Raw genomic sequence first — 19,519 nt, 5'->3', positions numbered from 1 at the left:
GCGTAAGGACGGGTCTGCCCTTCGCTCTGAAACGGGCCATTCTAGCACCTGTTCCGGGGATGGGGCGGGGCACAGGCGGGAGTCTGGGCAAAGCAAACCGGGCCGCCTCGGAAGGAGCGGCCCAGTCGAGAAAGGGGAAGATCAGCGGGTGCTGGGCACCTTGACCTGGCCCTTGATGATGCGCTGCTTGAGCGCCTCGACGCGGGCGATCTGGCTGCTGGGGATCAGGGCGCGGTTGTACTGGTCGACCGCGTACCCGACGCCGTTCTCCTTGAGGCCGAAGCGGCGCTCGCCCCCCTTGAACCGGTCGTTCTTGACGTCGTTGATCAGCGCGTACACCGCGTTGTCCACGCGCTTGAGCATCGAGGTCAGGCCGTGGTTCATGGTCGCGGGGTTGGCGTCGAAGTCACCGAGGCGGTTCTGGTTGGAGTCCACCCCGATGAAGAACATCGGACGGGTGTTGCCCGCGCAGGTCTTGGTGTACGAGGCACTCTTGCGGACCTTGGCGAAGTTGTTGGTGTTGAACTTCACGCCACTGGGCAGATTGGCCGCCTTGAGGCACTGGGTCTGCTTGATGTAGTCGATGACGCCGTTGCCGCTGCCGCCCGCCGCCGCGAAGATGATGTCGGCACCCTTGGCCCGCATGGAGGCTGCGATTTCCTTGGCCCGGCCGGGGTTGTTCCAGGCGTCAGGCGTGGTGCCCACGTACTGGGCGATGACGCGGGCCTTGGGGTTGGCGGCCTTCACGCCCGCCGTGTACCCGGCCTCGAACTTGTGGATCAGGGGGATGTCCATGCCGCCCACAAAGCCCACCACGCCCGTGCTGGAGTTCAGCCCGGCGAGGTAGCCCACGAGGTAGCTGCCCTCCTGCTCGGCGAACACCATCGAGGCGACGTTCTTCTGGGGGGACACGTCGTCGACCAGCCCGAAGTACAGGTCGGGGTTTTCCTTGGCGACCTGGGTGATGCTGGCGTTGTTCGCGAAGCCCACGCCGATGGTCAGGTCAAAGCCCTGGTTGGCGAAGTTGCGAATGCCCTGGATGGTCTGGCTGGGGTCGCTGGGTTCGAAGTCGTTCAGGCGAATGCCCAGGTTCTTCTGGGCACGCACGCCGCCCTCGTAGGCGGACTGGTTGAAGCTCTTGTCGAACTTGCCGCCCGCGTCGTAGGCCATGCCGACGCGCAGTGCGCCCTGGGCCGTGGCGAGGGAGGCCGTGGCAGCGGCAGCCGCCAGGACGATGGTCACAACTTTTTTCATGCTTCCTCCGGTGGAGTGGAACAGAGTCAGTGCTCGGGACCCGGCCTCAGCCAGCACAGGCGTCAGGCCCAGCCCAGAGTATACGGAATATGCCGGGTGTCTAGACCTGGGCAGGGGTCACCATTCCCCCCGGTGGATGAACTGGGCTTGAGGCAGCCTTCGGACGGTCTTGAAGCTTTCTTAGTCGGCGGCACTGGAATGGAAAAGCGGAAGCTGGAAGGCCGGGGCGCCCTCGCGCTGACCTTCTGCCCTGGGTACTTTTCCCGGCCCCAAGAGACGGAAAAAGCCCCTTTCCGGCAAATGCTCTAGGCTGCTTCCCATGACCGAGGCCGTCCCCGGTACCCCCCCCATCACTCCCCCCACCGAGGCGACCCAGGCCGACTACCTGGCCCTGCGCTCGGAGGTCGAGCGCCACGCCCGCGCCTACTACGAACTCGACAACCCCGAGATTCCCGACGACGTGTACGACCGGATGGTGCGCGAGCTGCGTGCCCTGGAGGAAGCGCACCCCGAATGGGTGGGGGAGAGCACGCCCACCCAGGCGGTCGGGGGGGCACCTAGCACGGCCTTTCAGCCCGTGAACCACCCCACCCCGATGACCAGCCTCGACAACGTCTTCGACGACGACGAGCTGCGCGAGTGGCAGGAGAAGCTCGCGCGGGCGCTGGGGCTGCCGCCCGAGTACGACGGCTTCACCTACACGGGCGAACTCAAGATCGACGGCCTGAGCGTGAACCTGTACTACGTGGACGGGGTGCTCCAGTGGGCCGCCACGCGCGGCAACGGGACCACGGGCGAACTCGTCACCGAGCAGGTCCTTACCGTGCCGGGCATTCCGCGCGAGCTGCCGGGCCTGACCGGGGAGTTAGAGGTGCGCGGCGAGGTCTACCTCTCGCGGGCCGACTTCGCCGCCTACAACGCCCGCGCCGAGGAACTCGGCCTGCCGCTGCTGAAAAACCCCCGCAACGGGGCGGCCGGGGCACTCCGGCAGAAGGACCCGGAAGTGACGCGCTCCCGCAACCTCAAAGCGATCTTCTACAGCCTGGGCAAGCGCGACGGCGTACCCGTGCGGACCCAGGCCGAACTGCTCGCGTGGCTGGCCTCGCAGGGCTTCCCGACCAGCCGCTACTCGGAGACCGTCACGGGGATCGGGGCCGCCGCCGACTACCACCGCCGCATGACCGGGGGCCGCTCGGGCTTCGAGTTCGACGCGGACGGCACCGTGCTCAAGCTCGATCCCCTCGCGATGCAGGAGGAGGCGGGCTTTACCAGCCGCGCTCCAAGGTGGGCCATCGCCTACAAGTTCCCGGTGGAGGAGGTCGAGACGGTGCTGGAAGACATCGTCATCAACGTGGGCCGCACCGGGAAACTCGCGCCGCTGGCGCACCTCTCACCCCGGCTGATCGAGGGCAGCACGGTGAGCCGGGCGACCCTCCACAACGAGGATTACATCCGTGACATGGACCTGCGGATCGGCGACACCGTGGTCGTGCGCAAGTCGGGCGGGGTGATTCCCCAGATTCTGCGGGTGGTCGTGGGCAAACGGCCCGAAGGTGCCCAGCCCTACGTCTTTCCGACCCACTGCCCCGAGTGCGGGCATGAGGCGGTGCGGGCCGAGGGTGACGCCAACACCTATTGCCCCAATCCTGCCTGCCCCGCGCAGCAGTACGAGCGGCTGCGCCACTTCGTGAGCCGGGGGGCGATGGACGTGCGGGGGCTGGGGGAAAAGCTGATCGAGCAGCTCCTCGCCGTGGGCCTCGTGCGGGACGCCGCCGACTTCTACCACCTCACTGCCGAACAGCTCGCCGCTCTGGAGCGCAGCGGCGAGAAGAAGGCCGCCAACGTGCTCGCGCAACTGGAGGCCAGCAAGACCCGCCCGCTGTGGCGCCTGATTCACGCGCTGGGCATCCCACACGTGGGCGAGCGCGGCGCCCAGGCCCTGGCCCGCGCCTTCGGCACGCTGGACGCGCTGCTGGCGGCCACGCCGGAGCAGATCGAGGCGGTGCCCGGTATGGGCGGCGTTCTGGCCCAGACGGTGACCGCTGCCCTCGCCGACGAGACGATGCGCGACCTGCTGCGCCGCCTGCGCGGGGCGGGGGTCGCCCCGGTCGAGGAGGCGGCCCCGCGCGGCGACGCCCTCGCCGGACTCACCTTCGTCCTCACCGGGAGCCTTTCGCGCCCCCGCGAGGCCATCAAGGCGGAGCTGGAGGCCGCGGGTGCCCGCGTCTCCGGCAGCGTGACGGGGAAGACCTCCTACCTCGTCGCGGGCGAGGACGCGGGCAGCAAGCTCACGCGGGCGCAGGAACTGGGCGTCGCGGTGCTGGACGAGGCTGGGCTGGCGGCGCTGCTGGCAGAGCGCGGCGTCTAACCCCTGGCTTGGCGAGGGGGTGGGCGGCGTGAGGAGCGTCGCCCACCCTCCTCCCCGCCCCACACGCCACAAGCCTCCCACCTCCCCCGGCTACACTGTCTGCTGATATGGACGTAGACATCAGCAAAAGTGTCCTGACGGACATCGCCGCCACGACGCTGGACGGCATCGAGGGCGTGGAGATCGCCGCCGCGCCCCTCAAGGTGGGCGAGGTGCTGCGGCAGCAGGGCGGGCCGCGCCGCCCCCGTGCCCTGCGGGTCACCCGCGAGGGCGGACAGGTCACCGTGGACGTGGGCCTGAATGTGGAATACGGCCGCAGCCTCGTCGGGCTGGCGCGGCAGGCGCAGGGCGCCGTCTGCGAGAACATCGAGCTGATGACTGGGCTGAAGGTCAAGGCCGTCAACGTCAGCGTGCTGGGCGTGACCCTCCCGCGCGAGGGGGCCGCTTGACCCGCCGCCGCGACCGTGCCCAGCAGCCCGTCGGCACCCGCCGGGCCGCCCGCGAGTTTGCCTTCCGCGTGCTGTTCGAGGCCGAGCGGGGCGGCGGAGCGAACACAGGAATGCCGCTGTCCGCCGTCTTCACCCGCGCGGAGGGCGCCATGCGCGAGGGCGACGACACCTTCACCCCGCTGAACGAGGAAGCGCTGGCCTTTGCCCGGCAACTCGTGGAGGGCCTGGACGCGCACCGCGCCGAGGTCGACGACCACCTGCGCCGGACCATTCGCGGCTGGGACTTCGAGCAGATGGCCCAGACCGACCTCAACGTGCTGCGGCTGGCGACCTACGAGCTGCTGCACACGGACGAACCGCACCCCCCGGTGATCGAGAGCGCCGTGCGCATCGCCCGCAAGTTCGGCGGCGAGGACTCGGGCCGCTTCGTGAACGGGGTGCTGGGGGGCCTCAGCCGCAGCCTGCCGGAGCGCCCGGGCGCGTGACCGCCCAGGTTCTCGCCGGAGCGCCCGCCGCCGCCGCGCTGCTCTCGGGGGCGGCGGCGCGTGCCCGTGCCCTGCCCAGACCCCCCGGCCTCGCCATCGTGCGCCTGGGCGACGACCCCGCCTCGGTGAGCTATGTGCGCGGCAAGGACCGCAAGGCGCGGGAGGTGGGTCTTCGGAGCACGGTTCACGCCCTGTCCGAGAGCACCTCACAGGCCGACCTCCTCGCGCTGATCGCCGAGCTGAACGCCGCCCCCGATGTGGACGGGATTCTGGTGCAGCTTCCCCTCCCGCCCCACATTGATGAGGCAGCGGTGCTGCGGGCGGTGAACCCGGCCAAGGACGTGGACGGCTTCCACCCGGTCAACGTGGGCGAGCTGTGGTCGGGGCGGCCCGGCCTGCTCCCCTGCACGCCCGCCGGGGTCATGTTTCTGCTGGAGCACTACGGCATCCCGGTCAGGGGACGGCGGGCCGCCGTGGTGGGCCGCAGCGCCATCGTGGGCCGCCCGATGGCCGCGCTGCTGCTCGCCGCCGACGCGACGGTCACGCTGGCGCACAGCCGCACGCCCGACCTGGGGGCCGTCACGCGGGAGGCGGAGGTGCTCGTCGTCGCGGCGGGCCGCCCGCACCTCATCACGCCGGAGATGGTGCGGCCCGGCGCGGCCGTGGTGGACGTGGGGATCAACCGGGTGGTGGATGGGTCAGGCGCCTCCCACCTGACGGGCGACGTGCATCCGGACGTGGCAGAGGTCGCCGGGGCCTTGACACCCGTGCCGGGCGGGGTCGGCCCGATGACCATCGCCGCCCTGCTCGCCAACACTGTCACGGCGGCCGAGCGTCGGCTGGGGCGGCCCCAGCCGCGCTAGACTCCCTGCCCTGTGACGACTTCCCCTCTCGACGACCTGCTCGGGAACCGCTGGTTGTGGACGGCGGTGCTGGCCTCTACCGGGGCGCAGGTGATCAAGGTGCTGCTGATCCTGCTGCTGGAGCGGCGCTGGCGCCCGGCCGCCTTTATGGAAACGGGCGGCATGCCGTCCAGCCACTCCGCGATGGTGGCCGCCCTGACGACCGGGGTGGCGATCACCCAGGGCATGGGCAGCCCCCTCTTTGCCGCCAGCGCCGTCTTCGCCCTGATCGTGATGTACGACGCGACGGGGGTGCGCCACTCCAGCGGGATGCAGGCGCGGCTGCTGAATGAACTCGTGGAGGAACTGCGGACCGTCGTGCGCGAGGGCTTCGCACCGCTGCCCCTGCGGGTGCTGCTGGGGCACACCTATCTGGAAGTGCTGGTGGGCACCCTGATCGGAGTCGGCATGGCCTTCGTGGCCTTCCGGGTGCTGTGATCCCGGCCTCCGGTTCCCTGCGGGTTCTCATCGGGGCGGGGGACCAGCGCTGGGACGGCTGGATTCCCACCGGGCGTGAGGAACTGGACCTGCTGGACCCCACCACCTGGGCCGCGTGGTTCGGGGAGCGGCGGGCCGACGCCCTGCTGTGCGAGCACGTCTGGGAACACCTGACCGAGGAGGAAGGCCGCGCCGCCGCCCGCCTGTGCTTCGGGTATCTGGAGCCTGGCGGCTTCCTGCGCGTGGCCGTGCCCGACGCCCACTTCCCCGACCCCGAGTACTAGCGCACCGTGCAGGTGGGTGGCCCTGGCCCCGCTGACCATCCGGCCGCCGATCACAAGGTCGTCTATGCCTACCGCCGTCTGAGCGCCGTGTTCCGGGACGCGGGGTTCGAGGTCCGGCTGCTCGAATACTGCGACGACTCGGGCCGGTTTCACGCCCACGACTGGGACGTGACCACCGGCCCGATCTACCGTTCTCGGCGGCTGGACCACCGCAACCGGGAGGGGCACCTGGGGTTTGTCTCGCTGATACTCGATGCGGTCAGACCGCTGCCAGCCCCCTGACCGCCCCCTCCACGAGTTGCGAGAGCCGCTCCCGCGTGAAGGGCCGCTTGCCCTCCAGCAACCCGGCCCCGCCCGCGTGGAGGTGCCAGTGCTTGCTGCCGCCCATCAGCCGCAGCGAGACGCCCTTCAGGTCCACGTGCCGGGGACTGACCGCCGCGACCATCAGGGGCTGCCCGTTCGCCGTGAGCGCCACGCTCATCACCGTGGTGGGCAGGTCGTAGGGCCGCTCCATGCGGTAGATGTAGTCGGGAAAGTCCGCGACCTTCTGGAAGCCCAGTCCCCGCGCCGCCGCCTCCGATTCCAGCCACGAAAGAAGCTCGACCCACTGCGCGTACAGCCGCCCGTCATCTGCGTGTGCCATGTCTGGGGGCAGCATAGCAAGCGGTCAGCCGTGAGCCATCAGCTCTCAGCCCCGGCCGGATGGCGGATGCCTTCGCACATAGAGCCGTGATTTCCTGCCCCGCATGCAGCGAGTCATCGTGATCGGCACCACCGGCAGCGGCAAGACCACCCTGGCCCGTGCGTTAGCCGCGCGGCTGGGGGTGCCCCACGGCGAGCAGGACGCCTGGAACCACCTCCCCGGCTGGCAGGAGGCCCCGCTCGAGGAGTTCCGCGCCCAGGTCGCCGCCTTCACCGCCGGGAACGCCTGGGTCATGGACGGCAACTATTCCAAGGCGCGGGACATCGGCTGGGCGCGGGCCGACACGCTGGTGTGGCTAGATTACCCCGGTCAGGTCGTGTTTTGGCGGCTGCTCACGCGCACGCTGCGGCGCAGCCTGACACGCGAGGAGCTGTGGAACGGCAACCGCGAACGCCTGCACGTGCAGTTCACCCGCGACGGCATCCTGGCGTGGTTTTTCAAGACCCACTGGAAACGCCGTCGCGAGACGCCGGGGCACCTCGCCGCCCATCCGCACCTGCGGGTCGTGCGGCTGCGTACGCCGGGCGAAGCGGCGCGGTGGCTGGCGGCCCTCAGCCCTGAAGCAGCACCCGCCCGCCCGCCGCGTCCAGCGTGACCTCGCCGCCCGTCAGCGGCTCGCCGCGCAGCCCGTCACGCCACTCGCCCGCCGGGAGGGTCAGCGTCACGGGATGGGCCTCCGAGCGGCGGCTGGCGACGACCACGGCCCGCTCGACCCCGCCCTCCGCGTCCGTGTATTCCCGCAGAAAGGCCACGGCATCGGCCTGGGCGTGCAGGAAGCGTAAGGTGCCCTCCTGCAAGACCCGCGTGCTCCGCCGCAGCCGGATCAGGGCCTGCACCCGCTCCCGCAGCCCCGTGTCCCAGGCGGCCTCGTCCCAGGGCATGCTCTCGCGGCACCACGGCATCATGCCCGGCTGGCGCTGGCTGAGACCCACCTCGCTGCCGTAGTAGGTGCAGGGCACGCCGGGATAGCCCATCAGCAGGGTGAAGGCCGCCAGAAATCGCGTCCGGTCCTCGCCCAGCCGGTAGAGCGCCCGCCCGATGTCGTGCGATTCGAGGAGGTTGAACATGCTCAGCGCGATGGGCGGCGCGAGGACGTGCCAGGCGTCATGCAGCAGCTCGGCCAGCTCCTCGCCGTCTGGGCGGCTGGGGCGGCCGTAGTGGTCCTGCCCACCCAGCCACTGCATCACCGGCAGCCCGAAGCCGTGGTAGTTCATCGCGCCGTCCTCGCCCTGGCCGTCCAGCGCGTGCTCGGGGTCGAAGAAGCGTTCGCCGAAAACATAGGCGTCGGGCCGTTCCTCGCGGGCCGCGGCCTTAAGCGCCCGGTGCAGTTCCAGATTGTCCTCGTCGCTGCCGCCCGTGCCGATCATGTGCGCCACGTCCAGCCGCCAGCCCGCCGCGCCCCGCCGCAGCCACTCGCGGACCACGCTGCGCTCGCCGTTCAGGAACTCGGACACCGCCTCCGGCGCCCGGTAGTCGATCTTGGGCAGGCTGGGCAGGTCGAAGAAAGCGTGGTAGGGCGGCTTGCCCGGCTCGTCGCGCCAGGTAAACAGGGACCGTTCGGGCGCCGCCCCGTCCTCCAGCGCCGCCCGGAAGAGGGCGTGCTCGTTGCCCACATGGTTGAACACCCCGTCGAGCACCAGCCGGAAGCCCCGCGCGTCCGCCGCCGCCTGCAACTCGTCCCAGGCCGCGTCCCCCCCGAGGTGCGGGTCCACGTGGCGGTAATCGCTGATGTCGTAGCGGTGGTTGGACGGCGAGACGAAGATCGGCGTGAGCCACAGCGCGTTCACCCCCAGGTCCTCCAGGTACGGCAGCGCCTGGGTCACCCCCTGGAGGTCGCCGCCGTAGTGGGCGTGGATGTCGCCCGCTTTGGTGATGGGGGCGCCCCACTCGGCCTTTTCCACCGGGCGGCCCTGGTAGACGTATTCGCCGTCCCGCACGTCGTTCGCGGGGTCGCCGTTGCGAAAGCGGTCGGGAAAAATCTGGTAAAAGACGCTGCGCCACGCCCACTCGGGCGCCCGGTGCCCGGCCAGGTACTGAAACCAGCTCCGAAAGCCTCGCCGCACCCGGTGCACCCCCAGCGCGGTGAGGTGCAGGCTGTCGCCGGGCAGTTCCAGCGTCCAGGCGTAACGCACGCGGGCGGCGTCCAGCGGCAACTCGGCCTCGAACCAGCGGCCCTCTCCGGCCCCGCCGACCTCGGCCGCCCGCACGCTCTCGATCTCGCCCACCCGCACGAAGTCGAGCCGCACACCCGTCACGTCCCCGGCCCCCTCACCTGCCACGCGCAGCCGCAGCCGGACGCCCTCGCCTATCTCCGCTCCCAACCGCCCCGTGTAGCCGGGGGTATGGTCATGCGCGGCGCTGATCCCTGTTCTGTGGTCGTTCATTTCTGCCTCCATGCCGCATTCGCCGGGCACGGCCCTCCTCCTGTCACTGCGGAGAGAGGTCGTGCCCGGCGGGGAGCAAGCGTTGCCTTCTGGTTTGGGGGCAGTCTGCGCGGCCCGGTGGGGTGTGGTCAAGGGGGTCGCGGATACCCCCACCCCCCCCACCGGCGTCAGGCCTCTGTAAGAGGAGGCTGGGAAAGATAGTGTATGCGTCCACAATCCGCGTTGCTGGTCTCCTTGCCCGCCCTGCTGCTCGGTTCCGCCCATGCCATCGGCTTCACGGTGGGCATCGGATTCGACCTGGGGGGCCGTCAGGATGGAGGATTCAACCAGACGGTGTACCAGGGAGTTCAGCGGGTGATCGCCGAGACGGGCGGGCAGGTCCGCACCTTCGAGCCGGGGCAGTACGACGAGGTTGGGCGCGGCATCCCCAGTCTGGTGCGCTCGGGGGCGAAGGTCGTGGTCGGGGTGGGCTACGCCAACAACGCGGCGCTCACGGCGGCGGCAGCCAAGGCCCCGGACACGCGCTTTATCCTGGTGGACGACCTGCCCAAGGGGGCCAACACCGTGGGCCTGCGCTTCCGCGAGCAGGAGGGGAGCTTCCTGGCCGGGTACCTCGCGGGCAAGCAGAGCGCGACCGGGCGGGTGGGCTTTATCGGCGGCACCGACATTCCGGTGATTCGGCGCTTCAAGGCGGGCTTCGAGGCGGGGGTGGCCTTCGCCTGCCCCGACTGTCAGGTCACCAGCGTGTATGTCAGTGACTCCAGCGCGGGCTTTAACCTGCCGGGCACCGCCAAAATGCTCACCGCGCAGCTTACCCGCAACGGCAACGACATCATCTACGCGGCGGCGGGCGCGAGTGGCCGGGGCGTGATCGACCACATCAAGGCCCAGCCCTGCCTCAAGGTGGGGACGCTGCCCCCCGACCTGAAGTTCCGCGCCGACCCCTACGCGGCGGTTCCCAAGAGCGCCGCCTACCGCAAGGCCTGCGCGGGCGACAGCCGCCCGGTCTTCTTTATCGGGGTGGACACCAACCAGAACGCGCTGGGCGACTTCGACAAGAACCCGGCCACCCTCAACCACGGCCTGACCTCCATGCTCAAGCGGGTGGACAACGCCGTCTATACCGTGGTCAAGGACGTGGCGATGGGGCGGCCCTGGAAAAGCGGCGACCGTTCCTTCGGCCTGAGCAACGGCGGCATCGGGCTGGCCTTCGACCGCTACAACGAGGCCCTGATTCCGTCCCAGATGAAGGTCAATCTGGAGAAGTTGCAGGCCCTGATCGTCAAGGGCACGGTCAAGGTGCCCGCCCAGTAGGACCCGCCCAGTAGCCCCCGCTCCCAACGTCCCGCACGGGCGCGGGTAGACTGCCCGCATATGAGGACGCCGCGCCGTCAGACCGTGACCACCTGGGTGGGCCGCGTGCCCGTGGGAAGCAATCACCCCGTCGTCGTGCAGTCCATGACGAACACCGACACCGCCGACGCCGAGGCCACGGCCATGCAGGTCGCCCAGCTCGCCCGCGCCGGGTCCGAGATCGTGCGCGTGACCGTCAACACCCGCGAAGCTGCCGCCGCCATTCCCGAGATCGTGGAGCGGCTGCGCCTTCTCGGGCTGAACGTGCCCCTGGTCGGGGACTTCCACTACAACGGGCACATCCTGCTGGCCGAGTTTCCCGAAACCGCCCGGCTGCTCGCCAAGTACCGCATCAACCCCGGCAACGTGGGCGCCGGGCAGCACCACGACGCCAACTTCGCCACGATGATCGAGGTGGCGAAGCAGTACGGCAAGCCCGTCCGCATCGGCGTGAACTGGGGCAGCCTCGACCAGCAGGTCCTCGCCCGCCTGATGGACGAGAATGCGGCGGCGGGGAATCCCAAATCCACCACCGACGTGACCATCGACGCGATGGTGACCTCCGCGCTGGAGTCGGCCCGCTACGCCGAGCGGCTGGGGCTGCCCCACGACAAAATCATCATCTCGGTCAAGGTCAGCTCTGCCCCCGAACTGTGGCAGGTCTACCGCCAGCTCGCGCCGCTGTGCGACTACCCGCTGCACCTCGGCCTGACCGAAGCGGGCATCGGCATGAAGGGCATGGTGGCGTCCAGTGTGGCCCTCGCGCCACTGCTCACCGAGGGGATCGGGGACACCATCCGCGTGTCGCTCACGCCCGAGCCGGGCGCCCCGCGCAAGCTGGAGGTGGAGGTCGCCCAGCAGATTCTCCAGAGCCTCGGCTTGCGGCAGTTCCTCCCCCAAGTTACGAGTTGCCCCGGCTGCGGGCGCACGACTTCCACCTTTTTCCAGCACCTCGCCGGACAGATTCAGGACTATATCCGCGACGCCATGCCCGAGTGGAAGGTGAAGTACCCCGGCGTGGAGGAGATGCAGGTCGCCGTGATGGGCTGCGTGGTGAATGGCCCCGGCGAGAGCAAGCACGCCCACATCGGCATCTCGCTGCCCGGCACCGGGGAAGACCCCCGCGCCCCCGTCTACCAGGACGGCAAGCTGCTCACCACCTTGAGGGGGCCGCGCATCGTGGAGGACTTTCAGGCGCTGCTCGACAAGTATGTGGAGGAGCGGTACGGGCAGAAGACAGTCCAGGGGTGACCCGGCGCTGGGACACGCCCTGGATTCACTCGGAACGCTGGCCGCGTGTGGCCGAGGCCGTCATAGGTGTGCTGGCGAAGTGCGGCGTCACCGAGGTCACGACCCTGCATGGCTGGACCGAATCGGCGTTTGGGGACAGTCCGGCGTTCGGAGCGTTGCAGTGGGCGGAGGTGCGGTGCCCGGTATCCGAACTCCTTCCTCTGCTCCGGAACAGGCAGGCGCTGGGCTTCACCCTCGGCCGCGACGACTGGTGGTGGAGCGGCCTTGTCCCTGAGGCGGGGCAGCCTTTCGAGCTGCTGTTCTGTCACGAGGGCGATCTGCACCTGACCACAGAGGACGAGGCACTGGCCGAGCGGTTGAGCGCCGCGCTAGCCGCCTTGGGCACCAGGCTGAACCCACGTAAGCTGGCCCCATGAACCTCTGGGGACCCGGTGCATTCGAGAACGAAGTCGGCGCGGCTTTCGCGCAGGAAGTGACCCAGGACGGTGCCTTTGCCCTGGCCGAAGCCTTCGACGTGGCCCTCGACCCCGACACTGACTTCCTTGCCGCCGAGGAGGGCTGGCGCACCCTGGCCGCTGCCGAGGTGATGGCCGCCGTGTTGACGGGCGACACCTCCCGCCTCACCGACGCGGGCCTGCGGGCCTGGGTCGCCGGGGCCGACGCCGCCGAGCTGGCGGGCCTGCGCGACGTGGCCCACGCCGCCGTCTCACGCGTGATCGCCGGAGACAGCGACCTCCCCGACCTGTGGGCCGACGCCGAGGATGAGGCGGCTTGGCGGGCCGAGGTGGAGCGGGTGCGGGAGGTACTGGGCTGACGCTCAGGCGTTCAGCTTGATCTCCGCCACCCGCGCCAGCATTCGGAACATGCCGAAGAGGTGCAGCGCGGCCCCGCTCTCCCAGGCCACCGTCTCGGCGTCCACCCGCGTAACGCCGGGCACCCGCTCGCACTGATCGGCGCGGGCCTGATGGTCGAAGCGCAGCTCGGCGTGGGCAGGCCACCGGGTCGTGTACGGAGTGGCCGTTTTCGCCGCCCGCACCGCTCGCTCGGCAGCTTCCCGGATGCGCTCGCGGGCCTCCTGGGGGTGGAGGTGGACAGCGGCATAGGTGCTCAGCCCCTCCTTGACGGGCACGGTGACCACCCCTTCTCCCAGCTCCGCCGTGATCTCTGCCAGGGCCACATCGTCCCCGGCGGCGAACGCCACAGGCACCCCGTAGTGCCCGGCGACGAGGGCATTCAGGCCGTACTCGCCTGTGGAGCGGCCATTCACCCGCACATCCCGGATAAAGCCGTTCCAGGTATGCGCCAGCGGCCCGCGCACGCTGCCCGCCCGCGCGTGGTAGCCCACGAAGAGGAGTGCCCCCACGCCCTCCTCCTGCACGCCCTGGACCATGCTCAGCGGCTTGTCGTTCCCGGTCGTGAAGCGCACGCCGCGCGGCAGCAGCTCGGGCAGGAGGTTTCGCATCGTGTCGTGCGAGTCGTTCACCAGCACACCCGTCGCGCCTGCGGCGAGTGCCCCCTCGGCTGCCGCCGCCGCTTCCAGCGTCATCTGGGTGCGGGCGGCCTGGTACTCGGTCGGGTTCACCAGGCCGCCAAACTCGGGCGGGCTGACCTGCACCCAGCTTGCCACCCCGCACACGCCCTCCATATCCACGCTGATCACGACGTTCATGCCGGGCAGCGTAGCGTGCTAGGGCCGACTCACGTCGATATGGACTTTTCGGTTGAGAAGGGAGAAACGCGTTTCTGGTGAGGCTTTCTCCCTCCCCCTTGAGGGGGGAGGGTCGGGGAGGGGGTGAGCAGGCCTGGCATCCAGAAGCCACTCGGAGGACACCGCCAGAGCCGTTCAGCCACGCTGGGAGGGCGTGCCCGCTCACCCCCTCTCCTGCGGACTCGTAGAGCTGCTCCGCAGAGCTGTACCAGTCCCGGCCTCCCCCCTCAAGGGGAGGAGCAAAACATTCGACGTGAGTCGGCCCTACGTAGCGTGCCCAGGGTTCCCGGCGGCCCGGCAGCCGTGTGCTAGCCTCATCCGTTATGAGCCGAGTCGCCCTGAAATCCGCCCGCGAGATCGAAGCCATGCGCCGCGCGGGGGCGCTCGTCGCCGAGAGCTTCCGGGTGCTGGAGCCGCATGTCAAGCCCGGCGTCACCCTGGCCGACCTCGACCGCCTCGCCGAGGAACATATCCGCAAGAACGGGGCCGCGCCCGCCTACCTGGGCTATGGCCCCAGGACCAACCCCTTTCCCGGCACGATCTGTGCGTCCGTCAACGAGGTGATCTGCCACGGCATCCCCGGCCCGCGCGAGTTGCAGGAGGGGGACATCATCGGGGTGGACATCGGCGTGTACATGGACGGCGTCTATGGCGACGCCTGCTACACCTACACGGTGGGGCAGGTGCGCCCCGAGGTACAGGCGCTGGTGGACACCACCCGCGAGTGCCTCGCTGCCGGGCTGGAGCAGGTGCGGCCGGGGGGACGCACGGGCGATATCGGCCACGCCATTCAGACCCTCGCCGAGTCGCGCGGGTTCGGTGTGGTCCGCGAGTACACCGGCCACGGCATCGGCAAGCGGCTGCACGAGGAACCCACCATCTACCATCACGGGGCGCGGTACACCGGTCTCAAGCTCCAGCCCGGCATGGTGTTCACGGTTGAGCCGATGATCAACCTCGGTCGCCCGGAGACCCGGCTGCTCTCCGACGGCTGGACGGTCATCACCGCCGACAAGCAGCCCAGCGCCCAGTTCGAGCACACGGTGGTCGTGACGCCCAAGGGCCACGAGGTTCTGACGCTGTAGGGGCAGGAAGAAGGGGGAGCCGCTGGCTAGGCCGGGCGGCTCCCCTCTCTTGTAGACCTTAGCCCACTGCCTCCAGCGCCCCGTCCAGCGCCGCGAGCATCTCGTCCACTTCCCCATCGGTGATGCTCAGCGGCGGCCCCAGCAGCAGGTGGTCGCCGCGCGTGCCGTCCAGGGCGCCCGTGCCCGGGTAGGTGATCAGCCCGCGCTCCCACGCCGCCGCCGCCACCCGCCCGGCGAGGCCCGGTGCCGTGCAAGCCTCGCCCGTCCGGGGATCACCTAGCACCACGCCCAGCAACAGGCCGTGCCCGCGCACCTCCAGCACGCTGGGATGACATCCCTGGAGGTCGCGCAGCCCCGCCAGCAGCCGTTTCCCCTGCTCCCGTGCCCGTTCTGGCAGCCTCTCGCGCTCCACGATCTCCAACACGCTCAGCCCCGCCGCCACGCTGACCGGGTGCCCGGCGTAGGTGAAGCCGTGCTGGAAGGCGCCCGACCCCTCCATCACCGTGCGGTAAGTCTCCGGCGAGGCGGCCAGTCCCGCCAGCGGCGCATATCCGGCCGCCAGTCCCTTGCCCAGCACCACGAGGTCCGGGGTCACGTCTCCCCCCAGCCGTACCGCCAGCGGTGAGCCGCAGCGGCCCATGCCGCTCATGACCTCATCGGCGATGAAGAGGACGCCGTGCTCCCGGCAAATCTCCGCGATGCGGGCGTGATAGCCCGGATTCGGGGCCAGCGCGGCATCCGATGCGCCCACGACGGGCTCGCAGATAAAGGCGGCGACACTCGAAGGCCCCGCCTCCTCCAGCACCGCCCGCAGCCGCTCGGCGTCGTCCTCGCCGGAGAGGGTAGGGTCAGGCTTGGGCATCTTGGGCCACGCGGCCTCGTTCATCAGCGGGGCGTACATCGCCCGACGTGCCCCCATCCCCGACGCCGCCAGCGCTCCCAGCGAGGCGCCGTGGTAGCTCGGCACCCGCGTGATGACCTTGTACCGCTCCGACTCGCCGCGTTCCACGTGGTACTGCCGCGCCAGCTTGATCGCGCTCTCGTTCGCCTCCGAGCCGCCCGACACGGCCCAGAAACGGAACCTCGGCAGCCCCAGGAAGGCCGTCAGCCGCGCCGCGTACTCCTCCAACACGTCCGAGGTGAACTGCGAGCCGTGGACGAAGGGCAACTCGCGGGCCTGCCGCGCCATCGCCTCCGCGACCTCCGGGCGCCCGTGCCCGATATTCGCCACCAGCGCCCCCGAGGAACCGTCCAGCCAGCGCCGCCCGCCCGCGTCGTAGAGGTACACCCCCTCCCCACGGACAGCGGTCGGAGAGGGCTTGCGCGAACGGTAGAAGACGCTGGAGTCGGTCACGGGGAGGGGCACCTTTCGGGAATCAGGAGTCGAAGTGATGGGGCAGGGCCAGCCACGCGGGGAGGGGCGGCGACCCCTCCACCTCCAGCGCCCGCAGGATCAGGCGGCACGCCGCGCGGTGCGGGCCGAGGTCGGGAAAGGGCAACGTCTGGGCATAGGCGGCCCGGAACGCCTGGGCGCTCGCCGCGTCCAGCAGCACCTCCCACAGGCAGAGGTCGAGTTCGGGCGGCGCGAAGGCCGACGCCTCCACATCCACCAGGGCGAAGGGCTGCCCGTCTCGCCACACGAACTGCGAACCGTTCCAGTCCAGCAGCATCGGGACCGCCTGGGTGGGGGAGGGGGCCACACCGAACGCGGCTTCCACGTCCGGCCAGTGGCCTGCCCACGCCTCCGGCCCGAACTGCGCCGCCAACTCACGCACTACCGCCAGCGCCTGGGGGTAGAAGTCGGCCAGGGGATGCGACGGCTGACCCGTTACCGGGCCAAAGCCGTCCGCTGTCCGGGCATGGACCCGCGCCACCCGCCGCCCCAACTCCGCCGCGTCCGCTTCCCGCAGGTCACGTGGAGCCTCACCCGGAACGAAGGCCACCCGCAGCGCTGGGCTGCCCAGAAAGTCCGTGACTCCCAGGACCTCCGGCACCGGCCAAGCCCCCACCGCCCCCCAGAAGCGGTAGGCGTCGGCGGTCGCGTGCAGGTCGCGCGGGTCCACCCCGAAGAGGCGCGAGAGGCCCAGCATGAACGCACTCACGTCGGGCGAGGTCCACCACGAGCGCCGCAGGATGACCGGCCCGCCCTCCGTGTCCACCCGCCACACGTGCGAGGCGCGGCTGGAGTCGCCCGCGTTCAGCTCAGTGACGGCGAGGTCGGCGTCTACCACGTATCCCCGCCCCCCGGAGGCGGCCACGCCCCCAGCGCCTGCCGCACCGTGACCACCTGCCCGAAATGGTGCGCCGTGTGCAGGGCGAAGTCGGCCAGCAGCTCGCCGATAGTCTCGTCGTGGTTGACCGGGTTGGCAAGGTCCGGGCGGGCGGTGTGGGTGTCCACCCGTGCGAGCAGCTCGTAGAACTCGCCCTTGACGCGCGGCCAGTCCTCCGGGGTCACGGCAGGCCAGGTGTCGGCGGCGTGGGCGGGGTAGGGCAGGGCCTGCCCCATCTCGATGATGTCGAGCATCCAGCGGTTCCACCAGTTCACGTGGGCCACCAGTTCGGCCACCGAATGCGGCAGCCCGTCCGGGCGGCGGGCGGCGGTCTCTGCGTCCATGCCGCTCAGGGCTGCCTCCACGCCCACAAAGGCCTGCCCGCCCCGGAACAGCTTGGGCAGCAGCCGGGCAAAGGCGAGCTGGGCACGCTCGTTGCGGTCGGGTTGGGTGTCGGTCATGGGGTCAGTCTCGCAGAAGGGGAGGCGGGGTAGCCTGCTCCGGATGAAGGACGAACCTCGGGTCAAGACGGCAGGGGAACTGGGCGTGAGTGTCCGGAGCCTGCCCGACGTCTCCCACCTGATCGGCGCTGCCTGGGGTTTGGGCGGTCTGATCCTCACCGAAGCGGACCTCGGCCCGGAGTTCTTCCACCTTCGCAGCGGACTGGCGGGCGACCTCTTTCAGAAGCTCACCAATTACGGCATTCCCACGGCGCTGGTCCTGCCGGACTTCGCGGCCCACGGCGAACGCTTTGGCGAACTCGCCCACGAGCATGCCGCCCACCCCCTGATTCGTTTTGTTCGCACCGAGGCCGAGGCGCGGGCTTGGCTCGGAGCCAGCGCCGCGCCCTAGCCTCAGTACTTCTGCGCCACCGTCTTCGTCTGCACGAACCAGAAGAGGTAGTCCGGCCCGCCCACCTTCGCGTTCGTGCCGCTCATGCCGTAGCCGCCGAAGGCGTGGGTGCCCGACAGCGCTCCCGTGCACTTGCGGTTCACGTACAGGTTTCCGACGTGAATGCGCCGCCGCGCTTCCTCGATCTTGCGCGGATCGCGGCTGTAGAAGGCGGCGGTCAGGCCGTACTCGGAGTCGTTCGCCAGCTCGATGGCGTGCTCCCAGTCACGGGCCTTCGTGAAGCTGAGGACCGGGCCGAAGATCTCCTCCTGAAAGAGGGGGTCTTTCGGGTCGACGTCCGCGAAGATGGTGGGCTGCACGTAACCGCCCTCGGCCTCGCCCGCGTCCGCCCGCTCGCCGCCCAGCACCAGGCGGGCGGTCTGCTTGCCGCGCTCGATATAGCCCATGATCCGCTCGGCGCTCCCCGCATGGATCACCGGGCCGATCGCCCCGTTCTCCTCCGGCGAGCCGACCTTCAGCTCCCCCGCCAACCGCACGACCTTCTCCAGCAGCTCGTCGTACACGCTCTCCTCGGCGATGACCCGGCTGCATGCGGAACACTTCTGCCCGGCGTACCCGAAGGCCGACTGCACGATGCCCAGCGCCGCCGCGTCAATGTCGCCGTCGGCGCAGACCACCGTGGGGTCCTTGCCGCCCATCTCCGCGATCACACGCTTGAGCCAGCGCTGCCCCGGCCCCACGCGGGCCGCCCGCTCGTAGATGCGGCAGCCGATCTCCTTGGAGCCGGTAAAGGCGATCATGCGGACATCCTTGTGGTCCACCAGGGGATCACCCAGCACCTCGTCCGTCCCGGTCAGGAACTGGATGACGCCTCGCGGGAGGCCCGCCTCGTACAGCAGCTCGACCATCAGCAGGCTTGACAGCGGCGTCTCAGAGGCGGGCTTCCAGACTACGGTGTTGCCCGCCGCGATGGCCCCCAGGCTCATGCCCAGCGGAATCGCCGCCGGGAAGTTCCACGGGCTGATGGTCACGACCACGCCCAGCGGCTCGTAGACGGTCGTGACGTGCTCGTCGGGCATGGGGTAGACGGGCTTGCCCTGCGCCCACTTCAGCGTCTCGCGGGCGAAGACCTCGAAGTGGTCCACGCACTCGGCGACCTCGCCGTCAGCCTCGGCCCAGTTCTTGCCGTTTTCCAGGCCCATCACCGCGTTGAATTCCATCCGCCGCGCCCGCAACAGCTCGGCCGCCCGCTTGAAGATGGTGGCCCGCTGGAGGGGGTCGGAGAAGCGCCAGTCCTCGAACGCCTCGGCGGCGCAGCGAATCGCTTCTTCGCGCTGGGCCGGGGTCGCCTTCGGGAAGCGCCACACCACCTCGCGGGTGTCGGCGGGGTTGCGGACCTCGAAGGTGTCCTCGCCCTCCACGGCCCGCCCGCCGATATGCAGCGGAAAGCTCTGGCCCACATACTTCTCCCGCACCGCGCGGTAGGCCGCCCGCTGGCGCTCGGCCACCTCCGGCTGACCGAAGGCGAAATACGGCTCGTGTTCAAAGGGGAGGAAACCCTCCATCAGCGTGTTCGTCATGGTCCTGCCTCCTTGGGTATGAAGGCGAGCCTAACACGCTCTCCGAAAGGGCACAAACCCGCTGTCAGTCGGCAAAAAAGGACTTAGAAGTCACTCCTGGCGGGGACTTCTGAGACCCGCTGACCTGGCAAGTGAAAGGTGGTGACCCTCACC

22 protein-coding genes are annotated in these 19,519 nt (G+C 70.0%); 14 read left to right on the top strand and 8 right to left on the bottom strand.

Annotated features, from left to right (window positions below):
• Positions 1–141 precede the first annotated feature (141 nt).
• Positions 142–1,254, bottom strand: a complete 1,113-nt coding sequence (locus C3K08_RS07410) for a BMP family protein (RefSeq protein ID WP_104990721.1) — start codon at positions 1,252–1,254, stop codon at positions 142–144.
• Positions 1,255–1,573: 319 nt separating this feature from the next.
• Here C3K08_RS07410 and ligA point away from each other — a divergent pair, with 319 nt between their 5' ends.
• The 7 genes from ligA (at position 1,574) to C3K08_RS18425 (ending at position 6,462) form a co-directional block, all read left to right on the top strand.
• Complete coding sequence (gene ligA, locus C3K08_RS07405) at positions 1,574–3,622, top strand: NAD-dependent DNA ligase LigA (protein WP_104990720.1); 2,049 nt, start codon at positions 1,574–1,576, stop codon at positions 3,620–3,622.
• A gap of 107 nt (positions 3,623–3,729) precedes the next feature.
• Positions 3,730–4,071 carry an Asp23/Gls24 family envelope stress response protein gene (locus C3K08_RS07400; protein WP_104990719.1) on the top strand — a complete coding sequence of 114 codons (342 nt, stop codon included), beginning with the start codon at positions 3,730–3,732 and terminating at the stop codon, positions 4,069–4,071.
• Positions 4,068–4,556 (top strand): transcription antitermination factor NusB, encoded by a 489-nt coding sequence (nusB, locus tag C3K08_RS07395; protein WP_104990718.1) that lies wholly within the window; start codon positions 4,068–4,070, stop codon positions 4,554–4,556. Before C3K08_RS07400 ends, nusB begins: the two co-directional genes overlap by 4 nt.
• On the top strand, positions 4,553–5,419 hold the full coding sequence (gene folD, locus C3K08_RS07390) for a bifunctional methylenetetrahydrofolate dehydrogenase/methenyltetrahydrofolate cyclohydrolase FolD (protein ID WP_104990717.1): 867 nt from the start codon (positions 4,553–4,555) through the stop codon (positions 5,417–5,419). The genes nusB and folD overlap by 4 nt, the downstream gene beginning before the upstream one ends.
• A gap of 12 nt (positions 5,420–5,431) precedes the next feature.
• Positions 5,432–5,896: a divergent PAP2 family protein gene (locus C3K08_RS07385; RefSeq protein WP_104990716.1), complete on the top strand. Its 465-nt coding sequence runs from the start codon at positions 5,432–5,434 to the stop codon at positions 5,894–5,896.
• Complete coding sequence (locus C3K08_RS18430; RefSeq protein WP_234009004.1) at positions 5,893–6,180, top strand: hypothetical protein; 288 nt, start codon at positions 5,893–5,895, stop codon at positions 6,178–6,180. Before C3K08_RS07385 ends, C3K08_RS18430 begins: the two co-directional genes overlap by 4 nt.
• 6 nt (positions 6,181–6,186) lie before the next feature.
• The gene (locus C3K08_RS18425; protein WP_234009003.1) at positions 6,187–6,462 is read left to right on the top strand and encodes a hypothetical protein; all 276 of its coding nucleotides are present in this window, start codon (positions 6,187–6,189) and stop codon (positions 6,460–6,462) included.
• On the opposite strand, the gene C3K08_RS07375 is transcribed toward C3K08_RS18425, so the two are convergent.
• Positions 6,440–6,823, bottom strand: a complete 384-nt coding sequence (locus C3K08_RS07375; RefSeq protein WP_104990715.1) for an NADH-quinone oxidoreductase subunit 15 — start codon at positions 6,821–6,823, stop codon at positions 6,440–6,442. The genes C3K08_RS18425 and C3K08_RS07375 overlap by 23 nt on opposite strands.
• A gap of 103 nt (positions 6,824–6,926) precedes the next feature.
• Between C3K08_RS07375 and C3K08_RS07370 the strand changes: the two genes are divergently transcribed.
• Positions 6,927–7,478 carry an AAA family ATPase gene (locus C3K08_RS07370; RefSeq protein WP_104990714.1) on the top strand — a complete coding sequence of 184 codons (552 nt, stop codon included), beginning with the start codon at positions 6,927–6,929 and terminating at the stop codon, positions 7,476–7,478.
• Here the strand turns inward: C3K08_RS07370 and C3K08_RS07365 are convergent.
• Positions 7,435–9,267 carry an alpha-amylase family glycosyl hydrolase gene (locus tag C3K08_RS07365; protein ID WP_104991975.1) on the bottom strand — a complete coding sequence of 611 codons (1,833 nt, stop codon included), beginning with the start codon at positions 9,265–9,267 and terminating at the stop codon, positions 7,435–7,437. The two genes, C3K08_RS07370 and C3K08_RS07365, sit on opposite strands and share 44 nt — an antisense overlap.
• A 204-nt stretch (positions 9,268–9,471) precedes the next feature.
• Between C3K08_RS07365 and C3K08_RS07360 the strand changes: the two genes are divergently transcribed.
• Genes C3K08_RS07360 through C3K08_RS07345 form a run of 4 tightly spaced genes read left to right on the top strand, consistent with a single transcriptional unit; the run spans position 9,472 to position 12,685 of the window.
• Positions 9,472–10,581 (top strand): BMP family protein, encoded by a 1,110-nt coding sequence (locus C3K08_RS07360; protein WP_104990713.1) that lies wholly within the window; start codon positions 9,472–9,474, stop codon positions 10,579–10,581.
• 60 nt (positions 10,582–10,641) lie between these two features.
• On the top strand, positions 10,642–11,871 hold the full coding sequence (gene ispG / locus C3K08_RS07355) for a flavodoxin-dependent (E)-4-hydroxy-3-methylbut-2-enyl-diphosphate synthase (RefSeq protein ID WP_104990712.1): 1,230 nt from the start codon (positions 10,642–10,644) through the stop codon (positions 11,869–11,871).
• Positions 11,868–12,287, top strand: a complete 420-nt coding sequence (locus C3K08_RS07350; protein ID WP_158679877.1) for a hypothetical protein — start codon at positions 11,868–11,870, stop codon at positions 12,285–12,287. Before ispG ends, C3K08_RS07350 begins: the two co-directional genes overlap by 4 nt.
• Positions 12,284–12,685 (top strand): DUF4259 domain-containing protein, encoded by a 402-nt coding sequence (locus C3K08_RS07345; protein ID WP_104990710.1) that lies wholly within the window; start codon positions 12,284–12,286, stop codon positions 12,683–12,685. The genes C3K08_RS07350 and C3K08_RS07345 overlap by 4 nt, the downstream gene beginning before the upstream one ends.
• Before the next feature lie 3 nt (positions 12,686–12,688).
• Here the strand turns inward: C3K08_RS07345 and C3K08_RS07340 are convergent, their stop codons facing one another.
• A complete protein-coding gene (locus C3K08_RS07340; RefSeq protein WP_104990709.1) occupies positions 12,689–13,540 on the bottom strand; it encodes a M55 family metallopeptidase in 852 nt (283 codons plus the stop codon).
• Between the two features lie 362 nt (positions 13,541–13,902).
• Between C3K08_RS07340 and map the strand changes: the two genes are divergently transcribed.
• Positions 13,903–14,664 (top strand): type I methionyl aminopeptidase, encoded by a 762-nt coding sequence (gene map, locus C3K08_RS07335; protein WP_199776891.1) that lies wholly within the window; start codon positions 13,903–13,905, stop codon positions 14,662–14,664.
• A gap of 58 nt (positions 14,665–14,722) precedes the next feature.
• Here the strand turns inward: map and C3K08_RS07330 are convergent, their stop codons facing one another.
• Genes C3K08_RS07330 through C3K08_RS07320 form a run of 3 tightly spaced genes read right to left on the bottom strand, consistent with a single transcriptional unit; the run spans position 14,723 to position 17,395 of the window.
• A complete protein-coding gene (locus tag C3K08_RS07330; protein WP_104990707.1) occupies positions 14,723–16,018 on the bottom strand; it encodes an aspartate aminotransferase family protein in 1,296 nt (431 codons plus the stop codon).
• A gap of 22 nt (positions 16,019–16,040) precedes the next feature.
• Positions 16,041–16,922: a hypothetical protein gene (locus C3K08_RS07325; protein ID WP_104990706.1), complete on the bottom strand. Its 882-nt coding sequence runs from the start codon at positions 16,920–16,922 to the stop codon at positions 16,041–16,043.
• A complete protein-coding gene (locus C3K08_RS07320) occupies positions 16,889–17,395 on the bottom strand; it encodes a DinB family protein (RefSeq protein WP_104990705.1) in 507 nt (168 codons plus the stop codon). The genes C3K08_RS07325 and C3K08_RS07320 overlap by 34 nt, the downstream gene beginning before the upstream one ends.
• Positions 17,396–17,438: 43 nt before the next feature.
• On the opposite strand from C3K08_RS07320, the gene C3K08_RS07315 reads away from it, so the two are divergent.
• Complete coding sequence (locus C3K08_RS07315) at positions 17,439–17,786, top strand: DUF4180 domain-containing protein (RefSeq protein ID WP_104990704.1); 348 nt, start codon at positions 17,439–17,441, stop codon at positions 17,784–17,786.
• A gap of 2 nt (positions 17,787–17,788) precedes the next feature.
• On the opposite strand, the gene C3K08_RS07310 is transcribed toward C3K08_RS07315, so the two are convergent.
• A complete protein-coding gene (locus C3K08_RS07310; protein WP_104990703.1) occupies positions 17,789–19,366 on the bottom strand; it encodes an L-glutamate gamma-semialdehyde dehydrogenase in 1,578 nt (525 codons plus the stop codon).
• Positions 19,367–19,519 lie beyond the last annotated feature (153 nt).

This window comes from Deinococcus sp. NW-56 (assembly GCF_002953415.1).
Classification (GTDB): Bacteria; Deinococcota; Deinococci; order Deinococcales; family Deinococcaceae; genus Deinococcus.
This window is presented reverse-complemented; position numbering and strand designations above follow the sequence as displayed.

Coding starts and splice junctions, on each gene's coding strand:
- C3K08_RS07315 (WP_104990704.1), top strand. CDS start 17,439: ATGAAGGACGAACCTCGGGTCAAGACGGCAGGGGAACTGGGCGTGAGT.
- ligA (WP_104990720.1), top strand. CDS start 1,574: ATGACCGAGGCCGTCCCCGGTACCCCCCCCATCACTCCCCCCACCGAG.
- C3K08_RS07320 (WP_104990705.1), bottom strand. CDS start 17,395: ATGACCGACACCCAACCCGACCGCAACGAGCGTGCCCAGCTCGCCTTT.
- map (WP_199776891.1), top strand. CDS start 13,903: ATGAGCCGAGTCGCCCTGAAATCCGCCCGCGAGATCGAAGCCATGCGC.
- C3K08_RS07345 (WP_104990710.1), top strand. CDS start 12,284: ATGAACCTCTGGGGACCCGGTGCATTCGAGAACGAAGTCGGCGCGGCT.
- C3K08_RS07360 (WP_104990713.1), top strand. CDS start 9,472: ATGCGTCCACAATCCGCGTTGCTGGTCTCCTTGCCCGCCCTGCTGCTC.
- C3K08_RS07310 (WP_104990703.1), bottom strand. CDS start 19,366: ATGACGAACACGCTGATGGAGGGTTTCCTCCCCTTTGAACACGAGCCG.
- C3K08_RS07400 (WP_104990719.1), top strand. CDS start 3,730: ATGGACGTAGACATCAGCAAAAGTGTCCTGACGGACATCGCCGCCACG.
- C3K08_RS07410 (WP_104990721.1), bottom strand. CDS start 1,254: ATGAAAAAAGTTGTGACCATCGTCCTGGCGGCTGCCGCTGCCACGGCC.
- ispG (WP_104990712.1), top strand. CDS start 10,642: ATGAGGACGCCGCGCCGTCAGACCGTGACCACCTGGGTGGGCCGCGTG.
- C3K08_RS07340 (WP_104990709.1), bottom strand. CDS start 13,540: ATGAACGTCGTGATCAGCGTGGATATGGAGGGCGTGTGCGGGGTGGCA.
- C3K08_RS07365 (WP_104991975.1), bottom strand. CDS start 9,267: ATGAACGACCACAGAACAGGGATCAGCGCCGCGCATGACCATACCCCC.
- C3K08_RS07375 (WP_104990715.1), bottom strand. CDS start 6,823: ATGGCACACGCAGATGACGGGCGGCTGTACGCGCAGTGGGTCGAGCTT.
- C3K08_RS07370 (WP_104990714.1), top strand. CDS start 6,927: ATGCAGCGAGTCATCGTGATCGGCACCACCGGCAGCGGCAAGACCACC.